The organism is Haliscomenobacter sp. (assembly GCF_041740695.1).
Lineage (GTDB): Bacteria > Bacteroidota > Bacteroidia > Chitinophagales > Saprospiraceae > Haliscomenobacter.
Window position 1 is genome coordinate 32,826 of the sequence record NZ_JBGSLK010000076.1, and the last position, 16,374, is coordinate 49,199.

17 protein-coding genes are annotated in these 16,374 nt (G+C 42.1%); 2 read left to right on the forward strand and 15 right to left on the reverse strand.

Annotated elements, in window-relative coordinates; all coding sequences use genetic code 11:
* A complete protein-coding gene (locus ACEW9O_RS15860) occupies positions 1-312 on the forward strand; it encodes a hypothetical protein (protein ID WP_373551157.1) in 312 nt (103 codons plus the stop codon).
* 54 nt (positions 313-366) lie between these two features.
* On the opposite strand, the gene ACEW9O_RS15865 is transcribed toward ACEW9O_RS15860, so the two are convergent.
* From ACEW9O_RS15865 to chrA, 6 genes are all read right to left on the reverse strand, one after another.
* A complete protein-coding gene (locus tag ACEW9O_RS15865) occupies positions 367-1,326 on the reverse strand; it encodes a hypothetical protein (protein ID WP_373551158.1) in 960 nt (319 codons plus the stop codon).
* Between the two features lie 125 nt (positions 1,327-1,451).
* A complete protein-coding gene (locus tag ACEW9O_RS15870; RefSeq protein ID WP_373551159.1) occupies positions 1,452-2,618 on the reverse strand; it encodes a hypothetical protein in 1,167 nt (388 codons plus the stop codon).
* A gap of 193 nt (positions 2,619-2,811) precedes the next feature.
* Positions 2,812-3,078 (reverse strand): hypothetical protein, encoded by a 267-nt coding sequence (locus ACEW9O_RS15875; protein WP_373551160.1) that lies wholly within the window; start codon positions 3,076-3,078, stop codon positions 2,812-2,814.
* A gap of 117 nt (positions 3,079-3,195) precedes the next feature.
* The gene (locus tag ACEW9O_RS15880; RefSeq protein ID WP_373551161.1) at positions 3,196-5,754 is read right to left on the reverse strand and encodes an SUMF1/EgtB/PvdO family nonheme iron enzyme; all 2,559 of its coding nucleotides are present in this window, start codon (positions 5,752-5,754) and stop codon (positions 3,196-3,198) included.
* Positions 5,755-6,825: an SIR2 family protein gene (locus ACEW9O_RS15885; protein WP_373551162.1), complete on the reverse strand. Its 1,071-nt coding sequence runs from the start codon at positions 6,823-6,825 to the stop codon at positions 5,755-5,757.
* Positions 6,826-7,486: 661 nt separating this feature from the next.
* Positions 7,487-8,827, reverse strand: a complete 1,341-nt coding sequence (chrA, locus tag ACEW9O_RS15890) for a chromate efflux transporter (RefSeq protein WP_373551163.1) — start codon at positions 8,825-8,827, stop codon at positions 7,487-7,489.
* 179 nt (positions 8,828-9,006) lie between these two features.
* Here chrA and ACEW9O_RS15895 point away from each other — a divergent pair, with 179 nt between their 5' ends.
* Positions 9,007-9,777, forward strand: a complete 771-nt coding sequence (locus ACEW9O_RS15895) for an ion transporter (RefSeq protein ID WP_373551164.1) — start codon at positions 9,007-9,009, stop codon at positions 9,775-9,777.
* Positions 9,778-9,874: 97 nt separating this feature from the next.
* Here the strand turns inward: ACEW9O_RS15895 and ACEW9O_RS15900 are convergent, their stop codons facing one another.
* The 9 genes from ACEW9O_RS15900 to ACEW9O_RS15940 form a co-directional block, all read right to left on the reverse strand.
* The gene (locus ACEW9O_RS15900; RefSeq protein ID WP_373551165.1) at positions 9,875-10,081 is read right to left on the reverse strand and encodes a DUF6496 domain-containing protein; all 207 of its coding nucleotides are present in this window, start codon (positions 10,079-10,081) and stop codon (positions 9,875-9,877) included.
* Positions 10,082-10,457: 376 nt separating this feature from the next.
* The gene (locus ACEW9O_RS15905; protein WP_373551166.1) at positions 10,458-11,243 is read right to left on the reverse strand and encodes a CPBP family intramembrane glutamic endopeptidase; all 786 of its coding nucleotides are present in this window, start codon (positions 11,241-11,243) and stop codon (positions 10,458-10,460) included.
* Complete coding sequence (locus tag ACEW9O_RS15910; RefSeq protein ID WP_373551167.1) at positions 11,236-12,063, reverse strand: CPBP family intramembrane glutamic endopeptidase; 828 nt, start codon at positions 12,061-12,063, stop codon at positions 11,236-11,238. The genes ACEW9O_RS15905 and ACEW9O_RS15910 overlap by 8 nt, the downstream gene beginning before the upstream one ends.
* A 4-nt stretch (positions 12,064-12,067) precedes the next feature.
* Positions 12,068-12,277 carry a hypothetical protein gene (locus tag ACEW9O_RS15915; protein WP_373551168.1) on the reverse strand — a complete coding sequence of 70 codons (210 nt, stop codon included), beginning with the start codon at positions 12,275-12,277 and terminating at the stop codon, positions 12,068-12,070.
* A 130-nt stretch (positions 12,278-12,407) separates the two neighbouring features.
* Positions 12,408-13,541: an alpha/beta hydrolase gene (locus ACEW9O_RS15920; protein WP_373551169.1), complete on the reverse strand. Its 1,134-nt coding sequence runs from the start codon at positions 13,539-13,541 to the stop codon at positions 12,408-12,410.
* Positions 13,542-13,552: 11 nt separating this feature from the next.
* Positions 13,553-14,494, reverse strand: a complete 942-nt coding sequence (locus tag ACEW9O_RS15925) for an NAD(P)-dependent alcohol dehydrogenase (RefSeq protein ID WP_373551170.1) — start codon at positions 14,492-14,494, stop codon at positions 13,553-13,555.
* A 374-nt stretch (positions 14,495-14,868) separates the two neighbouring features.
* Positions 14,869-15,369 (reverse strand): hypothetical protein, encoded by a 501-nt coding sequence (locus ACEW9O_RS15930; RefSeq protein ID WP_373551171.1) that lies wholly within the window; start codon positions 15,367-15,369, stop codon positions 14,869-14,871.
* A 50-nt stretch (positions 15,370-15,419) separates the two neighbouring features.
* Positions 15,420-15,848, reverse strand: coding sequence for a hypothetical protein (locus ACEW9O_RS15935; RefSeq protein ID WP_373551172.1), 429 nt, complete (start codon positions 15,846-15,848; stop codon positions 15,420-15,422).
* A 94-nt stretch (positions 15,849-15,942) separates the two neighbouring features.
* Positions 15,943-16,335, reverse strand: coding sequence for a DUF6064 family protein (locus ACEW9O_RS15940; RefSeq protein ID WP_373551173.1), 393 nt, complete (start codon positions 16,333-16,335; stop codon positions 15,943-15,945).
* Between the last annotated feature and the right edge of the window lie 39 nt (positions 16,336-16,374).

Genomic DNA, 16,374 nt, shown 5'->3' on the forward strand with positions numbered 1-16,374 from the left:
GTGAAAAGGAAACACGGGAATGCCCTCAACAACAAAAAGCTCCATCACCTTTACGAAATCCTGGATTCAGAAGAAGACGATGACGTGTTTAAATACGGCATTTGTGGTCACCCCATTGGTAAAGATGATTACTCCAAAAGAATCCGAGAACAACTTAATTTGTACAACGCGGTTGCCAATTGTGTTCGGTTTTTCGCCCGGGTTTTAATCACTGGAATCCCCGGACGCGCCAAGGCAAAACAATTGGAAAAGGAGCATGTTGATGCTTATGAAGTGAAAAATGGTAGAAAGCCTAGAGGGAATCGGGATTGAGTTGGATGAAGGTTGGCATACATTAACTTAAGTTCTAAATTTTAGGCTATTGTGCTAAAAAGGAGCGCCATTTAGCAATCTAATAATTTCTATTTCCGCCTTTTTTAAAAAAAGTTTTTTTAAAGTTGTTAAAGTTGCTAAAATTGTGCCTTCATATTTTCTAGAATCGAATTTAATATCATTTATGTTGTTCAAATCAATTTCTGTTTTAATATATAGAGTCACAATATTATTTGTCGTCACTCTATTTTCTGTAAGTGTTTTTTGCAAATCTATTTCGCTGTCTTTTAAGAACAGATGGTAACTTATGTTTATTATGGCTGTGTATTTTTCGTTATAAGGAGTTCCGTCAACCTTGATAGTTGGAGGTAGCTTAAACTTATCTAATATCAGTTGCAATAAGTCCTCACCAGTAAACTCATCGGAGACTTTCATCTCATAGACAAAATTGTGTTTGTCATAGTAAAACAAGATAGGAAATGCGCTTTTGTTTAGGAGTTGTTTTTGTTTATTCGAATAATCATTTTCAAGTGAATCATTTAAAATTTGAGTTGGAGTTTTGCGACTAACACTTACTAATTGTCTAAAATTTCTTTTCACTTCATCAGGATATTTTTCGCAAAGATGTAGCCAATAGGACTTATCTTTGACGACAATATCAGAAAAAATCTCCTTTAGTGATTGAATCTGTTGTCCTGTTAATTCAACATTGGTACAGAGATGGTAATCCTTCCATCCAATTTCTTCTTTAGCTTCAATTGCTGTTTTTAAAGAATCTTTAGCAATGCTTATGTTGAATTTTTTATCAATTCCATCGAGAACTGATTTGCATTGATATGCTCTTTTTTTTTCTCTATAGAACAAATCAACACCTTTTTCAGGTGGTTTTCTTTTTACAATATCGTTAGAATTATTCTCAAATTTTAGCAATTTTAGACAAAAGTATTCCCATGCTTCATGAAATGAAGATTCTTCTGAGACAATAAAAAAAGGCGGAATTAAATGATACTCCATGATTATCCTGGATTTATGTCGCGTTTTGAATAACAGACAACGGTCGCGTTGCCGCACTCGCCACCGAGTGAAGTTTGAGCATTAGCACGCGGCCGTTGGCTGCAGTGCATCGTTTTCCTAATTTTTTATTTTCCAAATTCATTTGTAATTTTTAAAATTGCATTGGAAATTCTATTTCTTGTCAGTCCTGCATCTGCATCGTTTATCAGGCCTAAATTTATTTTCCTCTCCAATTCTTCCCATTGGCCCGATAAAAGATAAATATCTCGTTTAACTGATTCATTTTCAGATAATCTATTGTCAATCAAATAATTTATTGCCTCAATTGTATAACCTTTTTTTATAAACTCTTGAACGTTAGTAAGTATGTTTTCGATTGCTCCTGCAGGTTTCGTATTAAATTTATTATCATTCATTCTTTTTTCCAACACCTCTATTTCTACTTGAATCTCATCACTCAGTCCAATATCCCAACCAATATTTTCTGCTTCTCTTTCATATTCTATTTTTCGATGTTTTAGAAATTTTAGTCTTTCATATAGGTCATCAATTTTTAAGGCTTCTTCGGCAATGAATTCTATTGAGTATTTTTCGATGTTTAAATCTTGATAAGGCTCTAAGCTCCAACGACTGTCTAAAACTTCAATATTTATATGCGCAAGGTTGTTTTGAGTACCCGTGTCTGCATTAGCAATTAAGCCATTTATCTTGTCGTAAATAAAAATCTTTTGCTCTTTTGTCAAATTGTATTCATCCATTTTTTTCTTCAACTTTTCAACGCAGGTAATGGGCGTCCTGAAATTGTCCAAAAAATACAAATACTCTGATAATATCTCAAATGGCAATTCAATCTCAGGGAATAAGTTACTATCTCTCAAATGAAGGTGCCAATAATAAGCGTTGTTGTTAAAATGTTCGTCTTTTGTGTTGAAATATTTTTCAACTCCATCAAACTCGTTTTTAGTATTTTTCCAATCCGCGATAATTGCCTCTACACTTAACTCTTCCAGTTCCTCTAAATTAAAGCGTTCATTAGTCCTATTAAACAAATGATTATTTTTGCATATCATAAATAATATAAAATCCTCTGTTATTTCAATTCCTCTATTTTTTCTTGATTGAGTTTGTTTATCAATTATTGACGGAATTTTATCAATCCCCACTTTTATCATTGTTGCTTCAATGACAATTTGTTCTTCGTTCTTATCCTTCAATTCTTTATTACGAAATTTCTCAATTACTTGATTAGCAGTTTTGTAGGCAATTGCTTTAAAGTCATCACTTATTTTCATTTTTACTTTTTTATTTTCTTCTTATTGTCCATAATTTCATTAATTAACAACAATCGACTACCCAAAATCCGCATTGTACCTTTTCCTTAGTCGTTAGTTACCAATAAACACGTGATGGTTTTATGCTATTGTAAAAGTAAATAACATCTCCCAGGTTATCAAGCATTTCACATAGAATTTAATAGGCAGAAACCTACCCAACTCCCGCCTCAATCCTCCCTTTCATCTCCTCAACCGTCACCTCCCCCAAAATCCACTCCTCAATCAAAGCCACACACTTCACCTTCGTCTCCACAGTAAGCACTGTATAGATCACCAATTCATCAACCGCCGCTTGCCCTTCTTCTAATTCAATGGTATCCATCCATGCGGTGATCAGGATATTTTCCTCTATTTCATTCGGATCAATCTGAATGACCCGAACTGCTCGTTTTTTCGCTTTCAGCGCCCACTCAGGCACCTTCAGGCATATATACCCTATACGCACATACAGAAGAAGGGGGAACACACCGCGTGTATTCCCCCTTCTTCCCTGCTTTTTTCTTCGCAAAAGGCTAAAAGGTAAAAAAGATAAAAGCTAAAACGTCCTGGCTAACCGGAACCCACAGTCGTCGTTGTCCATGAGCTCCGAAAAGTCTCTTTGGCGAAAGGCAACGCGGCACGCCTCCGCGTAGACGTTCCACGACCCGCCGCGAAGCACCCGGAGCGAGCCAGTATCTGGACCACGTGGATTGATTTTCATGTCAAGATTGTATTCCTCATACCAATCCCAACACCATTCCCATACATTGCCGCTCATGTCGTACAAGCCGAGTTGATTGTTCTTTTTGCCAGCCACCGGATGGGTACGTTGTACACCATTGATGATTGAATTTTCATCATACCAAGCAACTACATCGAGATCATCGCTACCGCTGTAAACCATTGGCTGCCTTTTGAGGCCGCCACGCGCCGCATATTCCCATTCTGCTTCGGTGGGGAGGCGAAAGCCATTGGATGTTGTTGTGTCCAGGCTTACCGCCCATTCGTAATGGTCTGCTTTTTCCATGGAGTCAATCTTGTAAGCTGCACTACGTCCAAATCTGCTGCTCAGCCAATTGGCATAAGCGCATGCATCAAACCAGTCTACATTCACCGCTGGATTGTCGCCATCAATGCCCCAATTCGGAGAATAATCCTGCAAGGCCAAGCGATTGGCCGCGCAGTACAAACCCCATTGCCAAAAGGTGGTTTCGGTGCGCGCCAGTTCGAAACGGCTGAGTTGAACGGTATGGAGGATTTCATCTTCTTGACAGTTCTCATCAATCGTGGAATCACAGCCCATTTGGAAAGTTCCTTTTGAAACGCTGAGCATCACTGGAAAATACCGGCCCATCAATACATCGTAGTGGTTGGCATCCAGACCTTTTAGCATTTGCCGCATTTGCACAATGGATAAGTTGCGTTGCGTTGGCTTCGATTTCCCCAGCAAGTTTCCAATTTGGGAGATAAGGTCAGCAGTTTCCCTAAGTTTTTGACCCGATTCGAGGCGTACAAAAGCAATTTCTTGCAAAGCCTGCGCCACTTTGGTTTTGTTTTGCCCCAGTTTTGCTGCAGCAAGTAAGGAAGGTAAAGCTTCCTCGTATTTTAAATGGTATACAGCATCTTGAGCCACGTTCAATAGCGCATCCACCGCTACTTTTGCGTTGCCGTTGGCCATACGGGTTTGGTTTAAGGCAAAAAAGGTAGCCACCAATGCAATGGCAGTAAGCACCAGCCCTGCCACCGCCAGCCAGGTAGCCCTTCTCCTTTTGCGCCGTTCTTCGGCCAGTTGTTTTTCCTTCTCAATTTGTTCCTGTTGCAACCTTTCCTGTTCTTCCAGCGCCTGGCGGACTTTTTTGGCTTTTTGGATGGGCAGCACCAGGGTATCGTGCGAAATTTCGAAACTAAAACCACCCACGGTGTTCAGTTCGCGGCGGATGAGGTAGGTTTTTTCGAGTTCGTTGAGCAGGGTTTCGCTCAGGCCCATTTGGAGGAGGTCGTGGCGGTCTACACTTTTGCGGCGGCCTTCGCCAGTGGCGGGGTCTTCGGCCAGCAGGGCGTCTTCGAGTACCCGTTGGGCTTTACTGCGGGCTTCGGCGGGTAGTTCGTCAAGTTTGCGGTAGTAGTAGTTTTCGTAGAGCTGGCCCATGTCGGGCAGTTGGGCAGCGGTGATGTCGGGCAGGCCGTTGTTGTCCAGGTCGGGTACTTTGCCGTCTTTGACCAGGCCCTCCAGGTATGCGCAGAGGATTTGGAGTTGGAAGGCTTCGATGCCAGTGGCGACGGTTTCTGTACTTTCCGCAGTTTTGGTGGTCAGGGCGCGGATGATGGCTTGCAGGCCGCCTTCGGTGTATTCAAAGGGCGGAGAGGCAAAGTGTTCCCCTGGGATGCGGGCGGGTTTGACGATGGCCTCACGTGCCTGCGCGGGTGTGAGGGGGCGCAGCTCGTACCGTTTGTGCAAGATGGCGGGTAGCACGTCCTTCATGGAGTCGAGCTGGCTCATGCGGTCGCTGCGGATGGCAAAGACAGCCTTGATGTTCATGGGCTGCGCCAAAAAACGGCGGGCTTCGGGGCTTAGCTCGTCGAGCCTGGCCCGCACCGACTGCGGGATTTCGGTGTACAACAATTCCGCCAATTGCCGCCGCAGGCATTCCTGTTGCTCGGCGGGGTAGGAAAAAAACTCTTCAAACTGATCGAAGAGCAGCACATACTGGCCATTGGTGCTGGTCTGGCGGCGTTTGAAGTGCAGCCAGAGGGTGTCGCCTTCCACCAAGTCGGTCAAAAAATCGGCGGCAGGGTCGGTAGGCAGGTCGCGCAGCAGGCGTTTCAGGGTTTCCAGGGGCGCGGGCGACTGGCCTTCGGCGTAGTGGGTGAAGCGCACCTCCACGGGTTGGAAGCGAAACAAAGGAGGCTGCTTCTCGTCCATGAGCCGGGGCATGATGCCGGCATTGAGCAAGGAAGATTTGCCGTAGCCGGATTTGCCAAAGAGCACGACGAGTTTTTCGAGCAGGATGAAATCGTGCAGGTCCTCGATGTCTTTGTCGCGGCCGAAGAATAGGTGGCGGTGGCTCGTTTTAAAGGGCTGCACGCCGAGGTAGCGGGATTGGGTGCCAGCCATTTATTGGAGTTTTTGGGAGAGTTCGAGAATGTTTTTGCGCACTCGCGCCAAGGCGCTGTTCAGGTGCTCGGTCAGTACAATGCCTTCTTTTTTGTCTTGCAGGTATTGGCTGTAGGTGCTTTGGGTCATGGTCAGCAATTGTTGATCATCGCTGTCGAACTGGGATTCAAATATTTTGAGCATGGAAAAAGCCGAGTCGTATTCACTTTTGGCCACCAATTGGTCAATCGTTGCTGCGGTAGGCGAAAGTTGATTGATCAATTTGCGCAGTTTGGCGGGGTATTTTTCGGCGAAGCGGCGGTGCAATTCCTCAAAAAACGACCAGTCGGCGCCGATGAATTTGATGTTGAATTGCTGCAAAAAAAAGCGCTCCATGTCCGCGTCCTGAAAGGTGGTTTTTAGGACATAGTTGCGGTTGTTGTTGTCGAACTGGTTTTCATTCATGTTCAGGTAGCGCAAAAAGAGTTGGGTGTACCAGCGCTCGAAATGAAAACCCACAAAGATATAGGTGTTAGTTTTCATCAGGGGCATGCGGATTTCGTTGGGGACTTTGAGGTCGGTCAGCAGGGTTTTTAACATTTTGAACAAATCGTCGTAGTCCAGGATCAGGGATTCCTGGTCTTCCACGCTGCCGCAGATGTTGTAGAGCAAGGGGTTCTCCTCGCTGGGGCGCTCGATTTTGTATTCCTGCTCCTTGTTGTTGCTGGAGAAATAATCGAATTGCAGGTTCAGTTTGTATTGGGCAAAGGCATCGAGCAAAAACTTGTCGGGATTCGTCGAGACCATCAGGCGAAAGGGCATTTCGGCAATTTTTTTCAAAATCGCGTCCTCGGGTGGGTTGTTTTTGAAAAAACGGGCCGCTACTTGTTGGGCGGTGGTTTTGGCGTCGCTGTCCTTGAAGAGGAAGAGGCCGTCGCGGGTGTAAAAATGGAGCAGTTTGTCGCCGAGTTTTTCGGTCAATGCGGCATTGAGTTGCTCGTGGGCATTGGGCAAGAAGTTGTGGCCGAGGAGGAGCACGGCGCGTTGTTCTTCGATGTCGTAGAGAATGTCGTCCCAGTGAATGTCTTCCATTAGTGAGGTTGAATTTTGTTGAACATACTTATTGCTTGGTCCTTGGTTGTAAGTATGGTTTTATAGCATGGTGAAAATAGATATTTAAATTTTATTCTCAAAATAGTGAATGCTTTATCCCAATATCATTGATTTTAGCCCTTTAATATTGAGCAAGTGCTTTTAGCGCGCAATTTGCGGTGGCTTTAAAGGATACAAAATTGAGTGTTTTTTCAATATTATGCATTAGATCAGTTCCAACTGAGTCTGGGGACTATTGATACCAAAGCGACAATAATAGCAGCGCGGATGACGCGGATTTACGCGGATTTTGCTTTGCCTGCGGCAAAGTTTTTTGCCACGAATTACACGAATTTTCACGAATTAAGGCACAAACTTCGTTTGCGCGAAAGCACGTTGACATGAACGCAGTGAATGCCTAAATTCGTGAAAAATTCGTGTAATTCGTGGCTCATCTAATCCCAATCACGCCGAAGGCGGGATAAAAATCCGCGTAAATCCGCGTCATCCGCGTCATCCGCGCTGCTATTATTGTCGCTTTGGTATCAAAATTCCCCGAACTCACATCACTTCACCAACTTCAACCCCGTAGCATACCGCTGCGCCACATTGTCCCAATTCAAAATGCCAAACAGATTGTCCACATTTTTTCAACAACTGTTTAAAGAATGAAAAATTTAAAAATCAATCCCAATACAATACAAACGCCGATTGTCTTCAACATATCCCACTTCAGGCGAAAAGTAAAAATCAATGCGGCAAGGGTAATCACTAAAGCGCCCCAGTCTATGGTGTTCCAGAGGGGGATTGGAAGGTAAAAAGGCCCAAAATTCCGTTCACCTACCTCAGCAAACAAGGTATGCAAACTGAACCAGATACCTAGGTTAAGAATAACGCCCACCACCGCAGCGGTAATACCCGAAAGCGCAGTGCTCAAGGACTTATTGCCCCGGAGGTATTCGATGTACGGCGCTCCGGTAAAAATGAACAAGAAGGAAGGCAGATAAGTTACCCAGGTGACGAGCACTGAGGCGAGTACGCCAGCCAAAATTGGGTCCAGAGTGCCTGCATTGCGGAAAGCCCCCATAAAACCGACGAATTGCACCACCTGAATGAGTGGCCCAGGCGTGGTTTCTGCCATACCCAGGCCGTCGAGCATTTCGCCCGGTTGCAGCCAGCCATAGGTTTCTACGGCTTTTTGTGAGATGTAGGCCAGTACAGAGTATGCGCCCCCAAAAGTGACCATGGCCGATTGGCTAAAAAACAGGGCTTGTTTGCTGAACACGTTTTCGGTTCCCAAAATCAAGATCAATGCTACTACCGGCAACAGCCACATGGCCAGCCAAAAGAGCGCTACCCCCAAGGTTTTGACCAAAGAAGGTCGTTCTGCTTGAATGTACTGGTCGATCAAACCCGTTTCACTCTCCTTTACATCCGCGTGGCCTTTGATGACGTAGAATTTTTCTTCCCAGATTTTACCTCCGAAATAGCCAATCAACCCCGCTGCCAAAACGATGTAAGGAAAAGAGATTTTGAAAAAAAAGATGGCGATGAAAGCCAAAACGGCAATGCCGACCATAACTTCGTTTTTGAGCGCCTTTTTGCCAATTTTGATGACTGCACCCACCACTACGGCCAGCACAGCGGGTTTGATGCCGTAAAAAATGCCTTGTACAAAAGTCAGGTCTTTCCACAGGGCGTACAAAATGCTCAAGATCAAAATGGACACAAAACCCGGTAACACAAATAAGCCACCAGCCATAAGCCCGCCCCGGGTTTTGTGCAGCAACCAGCCAATGTAGGTGGCCAATTGCTGCGCTTCAGGCCCCGGCAGCAGCATGCAATAATTGAGGGCGTGCAAAAAACGGTTTTCCCCCAGCCATTTTTTCTCTTCCACGATGTATTTGTGCATCACGGCGATTTGCCCGGCGGGGCCACCGAAGCTGTACAGCGCTACTTTGAGCCACACTTGGAACGCTTCGCGGAAAGTAGGGTAGGGCATTTTTTTTATTGACAAAGATACAAAGGGTTTTTGCTGTTTTAAATCACCTGTGGCAATAGCGCAACAAAAATGAGTGGAATGGCATAAAGCAGATAAGAGGTTTACAACCAAGCTCTGCGTTGCAGGGTTTTAAAGATTAAGAGCATGTCTAAAATTTAATGTTGTAAAAAATAAACCAGATGAAAGGACCATCCATAAATGAAAGAAAAAAACTTCTTTTATCCATAGAGAGATTGCTTGAAGGACCAATGATTTTTTTAGGTTTTGTATGGCTTGTGTTACTGATTGTAGAATTGATATGGGGATTGTCCAAACCATTAGACTATTTGAGCCTTACCATCTGGCTGATTTTTATTGTTGACTTTATCATCAAATTCATTCTTGCACCTGGTAAGCTTATTTTTCTAAAAGAGAATTGGCTTACTGCCATTTCACTACTTATTCCTGCATTAAGAATATTTCGCGTTTTCCGATTTGCACGTTTGTTGAGAGGTATAAGAGGCATTCGCTTGGTTAGGGTTGTATCTTCCATTAACCGCAGTATGAAGAGCCTTGCGGCTACAATGAGACGAAGAGCTTTTGGCTACGTTTTTTTGTTGACCCTTGTCGTCACATTTGCTGGTGCAGCAGGCATGTATGCCATTGAGAAAGCTTATCCGGGGTTTGACAGTTATGGTATGGCATTGTGGTGGACAGCGATGAGGGTGATTACCGCAGGGAGTGAATACTATCCGTCAACTCCTGAAGGCAGAGGACTTGCCTTTCTAATTGCAATATTTGGCTATGCAATTTTTGGCTATGTTACGGCTACATTAGCCACTTTTTTTATTGGAAGAGACGCGGAAGAAAAGGATGCCCCCTTTGCCGGAGCCAAAGATGTAGCGGAATTAAAAAATGAAATTGCAGCACTTAAAAAAGCCATTGACAATATGATTTCTAAATTGGGATGAGTAGTGACATTGCCTCGATTTTAAGTAATGAAACTGTATTAATCGACCGATCAAGTTGAAAATGTCGATTAATACAGTTCCACTACATAGCACGCACTCAATCGGTTTTTTTAGGGGTTTCTCCTTCTTCTAGTTCATCGGCTTCACTGAGTGCAATCGCAATCGCCTGTTTGCGATCAGTGACGATGATGTCGCTTTTCCCAGAGTGTAGTTCACCTTCTTTAAATTCATGCATTACTTCTGCAATCTTTTTTTGAGCTGGAGAAGGTGTCTTTTTGGCCGCTGCTTTTTTTTCCTTTTTCATAAATGTTTACCTGTTTTAGAATCTGTCAATTGCTCACAAATCCGCACATTGAATGCGAGATTGTGCTTTTGTCTCAGAACCCCCGACCCCTAAAGGGGAGTACAGCTTACGTTAGCCTAAAAATAAGCCTTTTGTAAGGTGCTTTACGATTGGTTACTACCCGAAAACGTACTCCCCTTTAGGGGTCGGGGGTTCTGAGACCACGGTAAAATGCTCAATATCAACCACAAACTCAATTCGGAAGATTTGTGGGTAATTGATAGGTTTTAGTATACCAAGGTAGCGGATTGAGAAGGAGAAGTGTTACACAATCATAGCGAAGAGTTGCAGAATTCACACATTGTTGCTTTGCTACAGCTGGTACGTGATGGAGTAATTATTCAGCCAAGGCTTTTGCTCCCCAAAAATAGGTTATTGCGATTGCAGTGATGCCCAACAAAACACTAAATACAAATGGGTCGTAGTGGGCGCCATAATTGGGGATGAGATAGGGACTGATGTTCATCATGGTGTGAAAAAGAACCATTGCAAAAACACTTTTGCCAGTATTGTTGAATATCCAGACCATGATGACCCGCAAAAAAATGGTACCGATGCTTTGCCAGATGATCCAGACAGGGGTTTGGTGGGCTTGGCTCCAAGGGATAATGTGCCACAGTGCCCACAGCAATCCCAATAAGATGCTTGCTTTTAATGCCCCATACCGATTTTGTAAAGGGTCAATAACATACCCACTCCAACCCAACTCTTCGCCAATGGCACCAATAAAATAGACAAAGAAAAAAATAACCACAGCTAAAAACGATATTTTTGGTTCGGTTGGCACCACTCCGGTCAATTTCATATATCCATAAGATAGCGCGGCGATGCAAGGAATCAGAAAAACAATAGGGAGGTACCATTTTTTATCCTTGATTCTTTTGTAGTCGAAGGCTCGTTGCAATAGTTCTTTTACGCCTTGAGTTTTTCTTGCACGGTAAACCAGGATTATTGCTGCCAACATGGGGCAAAAAGTCATCAACGCACTGATTGGGAGTTTAATGGGCAGTATTTTGGTTAAATCTCTGGTGAACGCAGCCAATATCCAAAAGGGGATGGAAAGTAAAAGCACCAATAGAAAGAATTTGATAGCTGACTTATTTTCTGGTGCTTGGTTATTCATGATTGGGCGCTGGTTGATGGTATTTATACCTTGCTAAGGTCTTTGCTCCCCACAAAAAGACGACAACAACAGCGGTGATTGCAAAAACTGAATAGTGAATTTCAGGATAATCGACCAATGGATTGTGCAGGTCATCCTGTGGGGACAAAGGCCTGCCTAAATTCAACATCGTATGAAATAGTATGCAGGCAAATAAGCTTTTACCGGTATTATTATAAATCCAAACAATCAACACTCTTACTGCAACTGTGCCGAGCGTTGCCCAGGCTATCCAGCTTAGATGGTGTCCTTGTTGAATGATTGATGGGTAATGCCATATTACCCAAGGTATGCCCATCATGATGCTTGCTGCTAATGCGCCAAACCGTTCTTGCATGGGGTCAATGGCATAACCCATATAGCCGATTTCTTCACAGATTGCTCCGATAAAAAACAAGGGAAAAATAAAAAGAATAGATTGAAAAGGAATGAAAAATGTGCGCGGAAGGGGCAATTCTATAAAATAGATGATGAGGTAGATCAACAAATACAGTAAAAATGGCAGAAAAATAATCGGCACATACCATATCTTTTTTGTAATCCTGGAAAAATCTAAAATTCGCTGAAACAGTCTTTTAACCCCACTATGCCATTCTTCTTTGTAAATGAGTATGCTGGCTACAATCAATGGTGTGAACGCGGCGGCGATGTCCGTTATGGGAATATCTAAGGGTAGCCCTTTTATGTCAATCATGGTTTCAATGATCCATAGTGGAATTGAAAACCCATAAACCAGCAGGAAAAATTTCAGTGGTGTTCTTGTTCCTTTGTAGGTATCCATAAGTCTATTCCTTTTTATAAAAAATTCTTACCTGAGGCAACAGCGCAATAAAAATGAGTGGAATGGCATAAAGCATGTAAAAGGTTTGCAGCCAACTTACCCCTTGTACATAAATGGTTTCGACTTGTATCCAGATGATGAGGGCAAAAGCGACATAAATACTGAAAGACCAGGACCAATGCATATCCTGGAAAAAATTAAATTGCTCAGCCAATCGGGAGCTTGGTTTTTTCAACAAAGCAAAGACCAACAAGCTGGGAAAAAGCCCTAAAACAGTGAACAAAACAATGCCAGGTATAAGAAAATCTTGGAAAGGTGGTGGGGTGCTAAACTTTTACAATTATTTATTGTATATTTGCAAGCTTGTTTTTCCCGACAAATACATCCTCCTCAAAAATCTGTCGCATTTTTTCTGGTTCTTCAAACAAAGGGCTGTGTGCTGATTGTCGAAATGTGTAAAAGCCCTTTATCGGTGCCTTTAGCTGCTCGAAATAGTCCTTTGCCAAATGGTAAGAAACTGTGTAATCATAGATGCCATGAAAAAAATAGACCGGAATAGCAAGCGCTGGAACTTGTTTGGCCATATCCGTGACCAGCATCTTATCCCACAGTGAGCTAACGCCCGAGCGGGATTTGCCACGCCACATATTGATCTTTTCCATCAACGTGTACTCGCGACAGGCAAGCGAGGGTAAAAAAATACCAGTGAATATTGAATGCATGGCATGCGTGGTACCTATGCCAAGGCTGTGCATGGCTTCATCTCGCAGGTAAAGGTAGGCATCCGGGATTCCATCCGTCAGCGTGACTGGTGCTGACTCCAATTTTCTGACCATTTTTTTGTTTCCCTGCTTTTTAAACTGCTTAAGCATATAGTCGTAGGCAAGGCTTTCAGATTTAAGCTGAGCCGACATTTGAGCCACGCCAATGTAGGCGTGGTACAATTCAGGCACTTGCGCAGCCACTTGTATGCCAATAAAGGTCCCCCCTGAATGTGCCATGAGGTAAATTTTTTCCTGTCCAAAGCGCTTGCGTAGGTAATTCGTTACCTGCTTTGTGTCCGCTATCATTTGCTCCAGCGTCATTGAGGCTGGGGGAATGTTGGCACGGTAAGAAAGTCCTGAACCCCTTTGTTCCCACCAAACCACTGTGAAATAGTCTTCAAGACCCGTGGGGTACTTTTGGGTTAGGAAATAATCAGGTAGACCACCATGCAGGTAAAGCAATACTGGGTGCTTTACATCTTTGCTCTTGATGAACATACCCTGATCCAGGCCATTTATATTGATATGGATTTTTTCAGAAATGCTACCTGCCAACCGATTTCCGTTTTCATCCAAAAAGGGTTCAGGTTTTCCGGGACTTATGATCCACAGCATGCCTACAAGAATGAGTGTGCAGGTTATCAAGATTGAAAGCATAATCAGCATAATTCGCCCTCCTTTTTGTATAATTGATTGAATAGAAAATTGCTTCATTTTATTATTGGTTATTCTTTTTTGTTTATTAATATTGCTACGCCACCTTTTTTATGCCCTTTCTCCACATATCTGTGTGCCTCGACAATGTCTTCAAATGAATAACATTTATCGATAATGGGTTTTATATGTCCAGCCTCTATAACCTCTTTGATGGAATCAAGACGCTTAGAATCTAACATTAATTTTTCATCATCAATGGAGACATATTTTCCTTTGGGAGCAAGCGCTTTTTTACATGCCTTTTTCAATTTTGATGTTTTCATTTTACCAACAGCATCAAGTATAAAATCATATTGAACATTTGGGTCTAAAGTATCCACTTTGGTATAATCAATTACATCATCAGCTCCCAGCGATTTCACCAATGCCAAATTTGTCGTGCTGCATACCCCTGTAACTTTTGCCCCCAGGTATTTAGCCAATTGTATGGCTATGGTACCCGATGTTCCCGAGGCGCCATAAATCAGCACATTTTGCCCAGGTTGGATGTTACCTTTTTCCAAAGATTGAAATGCTAAAAGTCCACCATACGCAGCTACGGTCGCTTCTTCATAGGATATATTTGTCGGTTTTATGGTCAAACAGCCATAAGTTGAATCATTCTCTTTCATACACTTGTACTCGGCATAAGCACCAAGTCCAAATCCAGTAAGCCCATAAACTTGGTCGCCTATTTTGAATTTTTTGATGTCCTTACCTATTGATTCGATTTCTCCCGCTAATACCAGTCCTATGATAGACTTTCTCGGTTTCCACAAACCTAACATAATACGCATCGGTATTAGAACTTGGATAGGTACATTAGAGCTTCTGATAAAAATATCGCTTGCCGTTACAGCTGTTGCGTATATCTTTATGAGCACTTCATCATCCTTCGGCGTAGGTTTTTCTACTTGCCTTATCTGAAGAACTTCGGGTGCTCCATATTTCGTACAGATTATTGCTTTCATAAGTCTTGGATTAACTTTCTATAAATTATGCCACAAACAATGAGGATAAAAAAAATTGTGTAAATCAACTTGTTGTATTTTGCCAACCAATTTGGCAGATAAATATCAAAATTATCCTTCTCTGAATCAGAATATCTACGAGCCATAATGGTAAGCGGGCACATTCTTTTGAACATCAGCAGGACTACCCCTTCTATTAAGATAAGCGCAATACCGATCCAAACGAAGTTGTCAATTTTATTCACGATGACTGCATAAGCCATATAGAATAGTACCACATTGAAAAAAGCCCAAATGAGGGTATGGACAATTTTGATGGCAGTAAGGTTTGAAGCTACATTCATAATCTTTTGTTGTTTTTGGTTGTTTAACCATCACTCTATTTTTAAATAAATTAAATAAGTATGCCAGTTGTGAAAAATTAGAAATACGATGACAATGAAAAAATACCACCATCTTCTGTAGGGAATATTAAAGTATAAAGAATCTCCAATTAACCCGATACCAACTAACCAAAACAAAGGTGTGTAAGCAGGAGACAACAACCCTAACGCACTTTTACTCCACGTGCTGTTTGGAAAATACATTAGCATTAGCCATGAAGCAAAATAGAGTAGGGTTCCTATCACATATAAAACAAGTCCCTTTTTTTGAATGGGTTTCAGCATTTCAATGGGTATTAATGAAATAAAGATGAACATTAGTAATCTTGAACCATTTTCAATATTGATGATAAAAGAAGGAATGCCCTTTGAGAAATTTTCAGCTTGAAAAACTTGGGGCAATCTATCTGTGAACGCATAATCCCATAATAAAACAGGGATGGTTAAAAGAAAACAGTTGAAGAAATATTTTTGAAAAGTTTTAAATTCCATTTCAGATTGGTATAATTATTTATTTTTGAAAAAAGGCCCCCTCTCAGTATTCAATCCTTTTTTAGCAATAATTCTCTAGATTGCTTATCTTTTACCCTTATGCCTAATACAATAAGCGAAACGTAAATAACAATTGCAATTGAATCTATTACTGTATTTTTAAGTGCTGAAGCATTGTACAATAATGTTCCGCCAAGAATAACGGTCAGGCGAACAATCATTAAAATCGCAATCATCCACGCTGCAAATCTGACTTTTGACAAATCTTTGTGAACCGACATAAAAAGAAAAGATAAACCAAAGAGCGTATTTTCTGCTGTGATAATGTGCCAAACATAAAAGAATATCGTTTTTGTACCTACGGATATTGTATCAACATTGAGAGATGGCAGCACAATAGATTGTCCATTCCATGCGTGCGTAATGGAAAAAAGAATCGCAAGAAACCCTGCAATCAAGTAGTAATAATTCTTAACCATTTCTTTCAATCTATTTTAGAATAGCGCAAAGCTAGCGGGTTTTACTACGGAAGTGTTACATAATTTTAATTGTAAGTTGCAATTTTCTCACATTTCATAAAATAGAAGCCTCTTTTTTAGACAACATTCTATTCCGATAGATCAGTAAAGAAGCTGCACTCAAACCCGCTACCAACAAACCCGTATCTTCCACAATACCAAACTGGAATGCTGCCATAAACCCGATAATCGACCAAGTGAAAGGAATGATAAGAATGGCAAGTGGGCATTTTTTTCCATTCAGGAGCAGCAAACCAAAAGTAAAAACCGTAGTAGGGCAGGGCAAACCAAAAGTGGGTGACGAAGGGTAAACATGCCCCAAAAAATAACCTAAAATTGGATAAACGATTAAGAGCCTGTAAAAATTTAAGATTTTACAGATGTGAGGAATGAGAAAAAAGGAATCAGCGGTAATTTGGTTGGAGAAAATTTGCAAATATGTACCCAACCAACATCACTGATTCCCAATGGGAAGTTATAAGTTCTT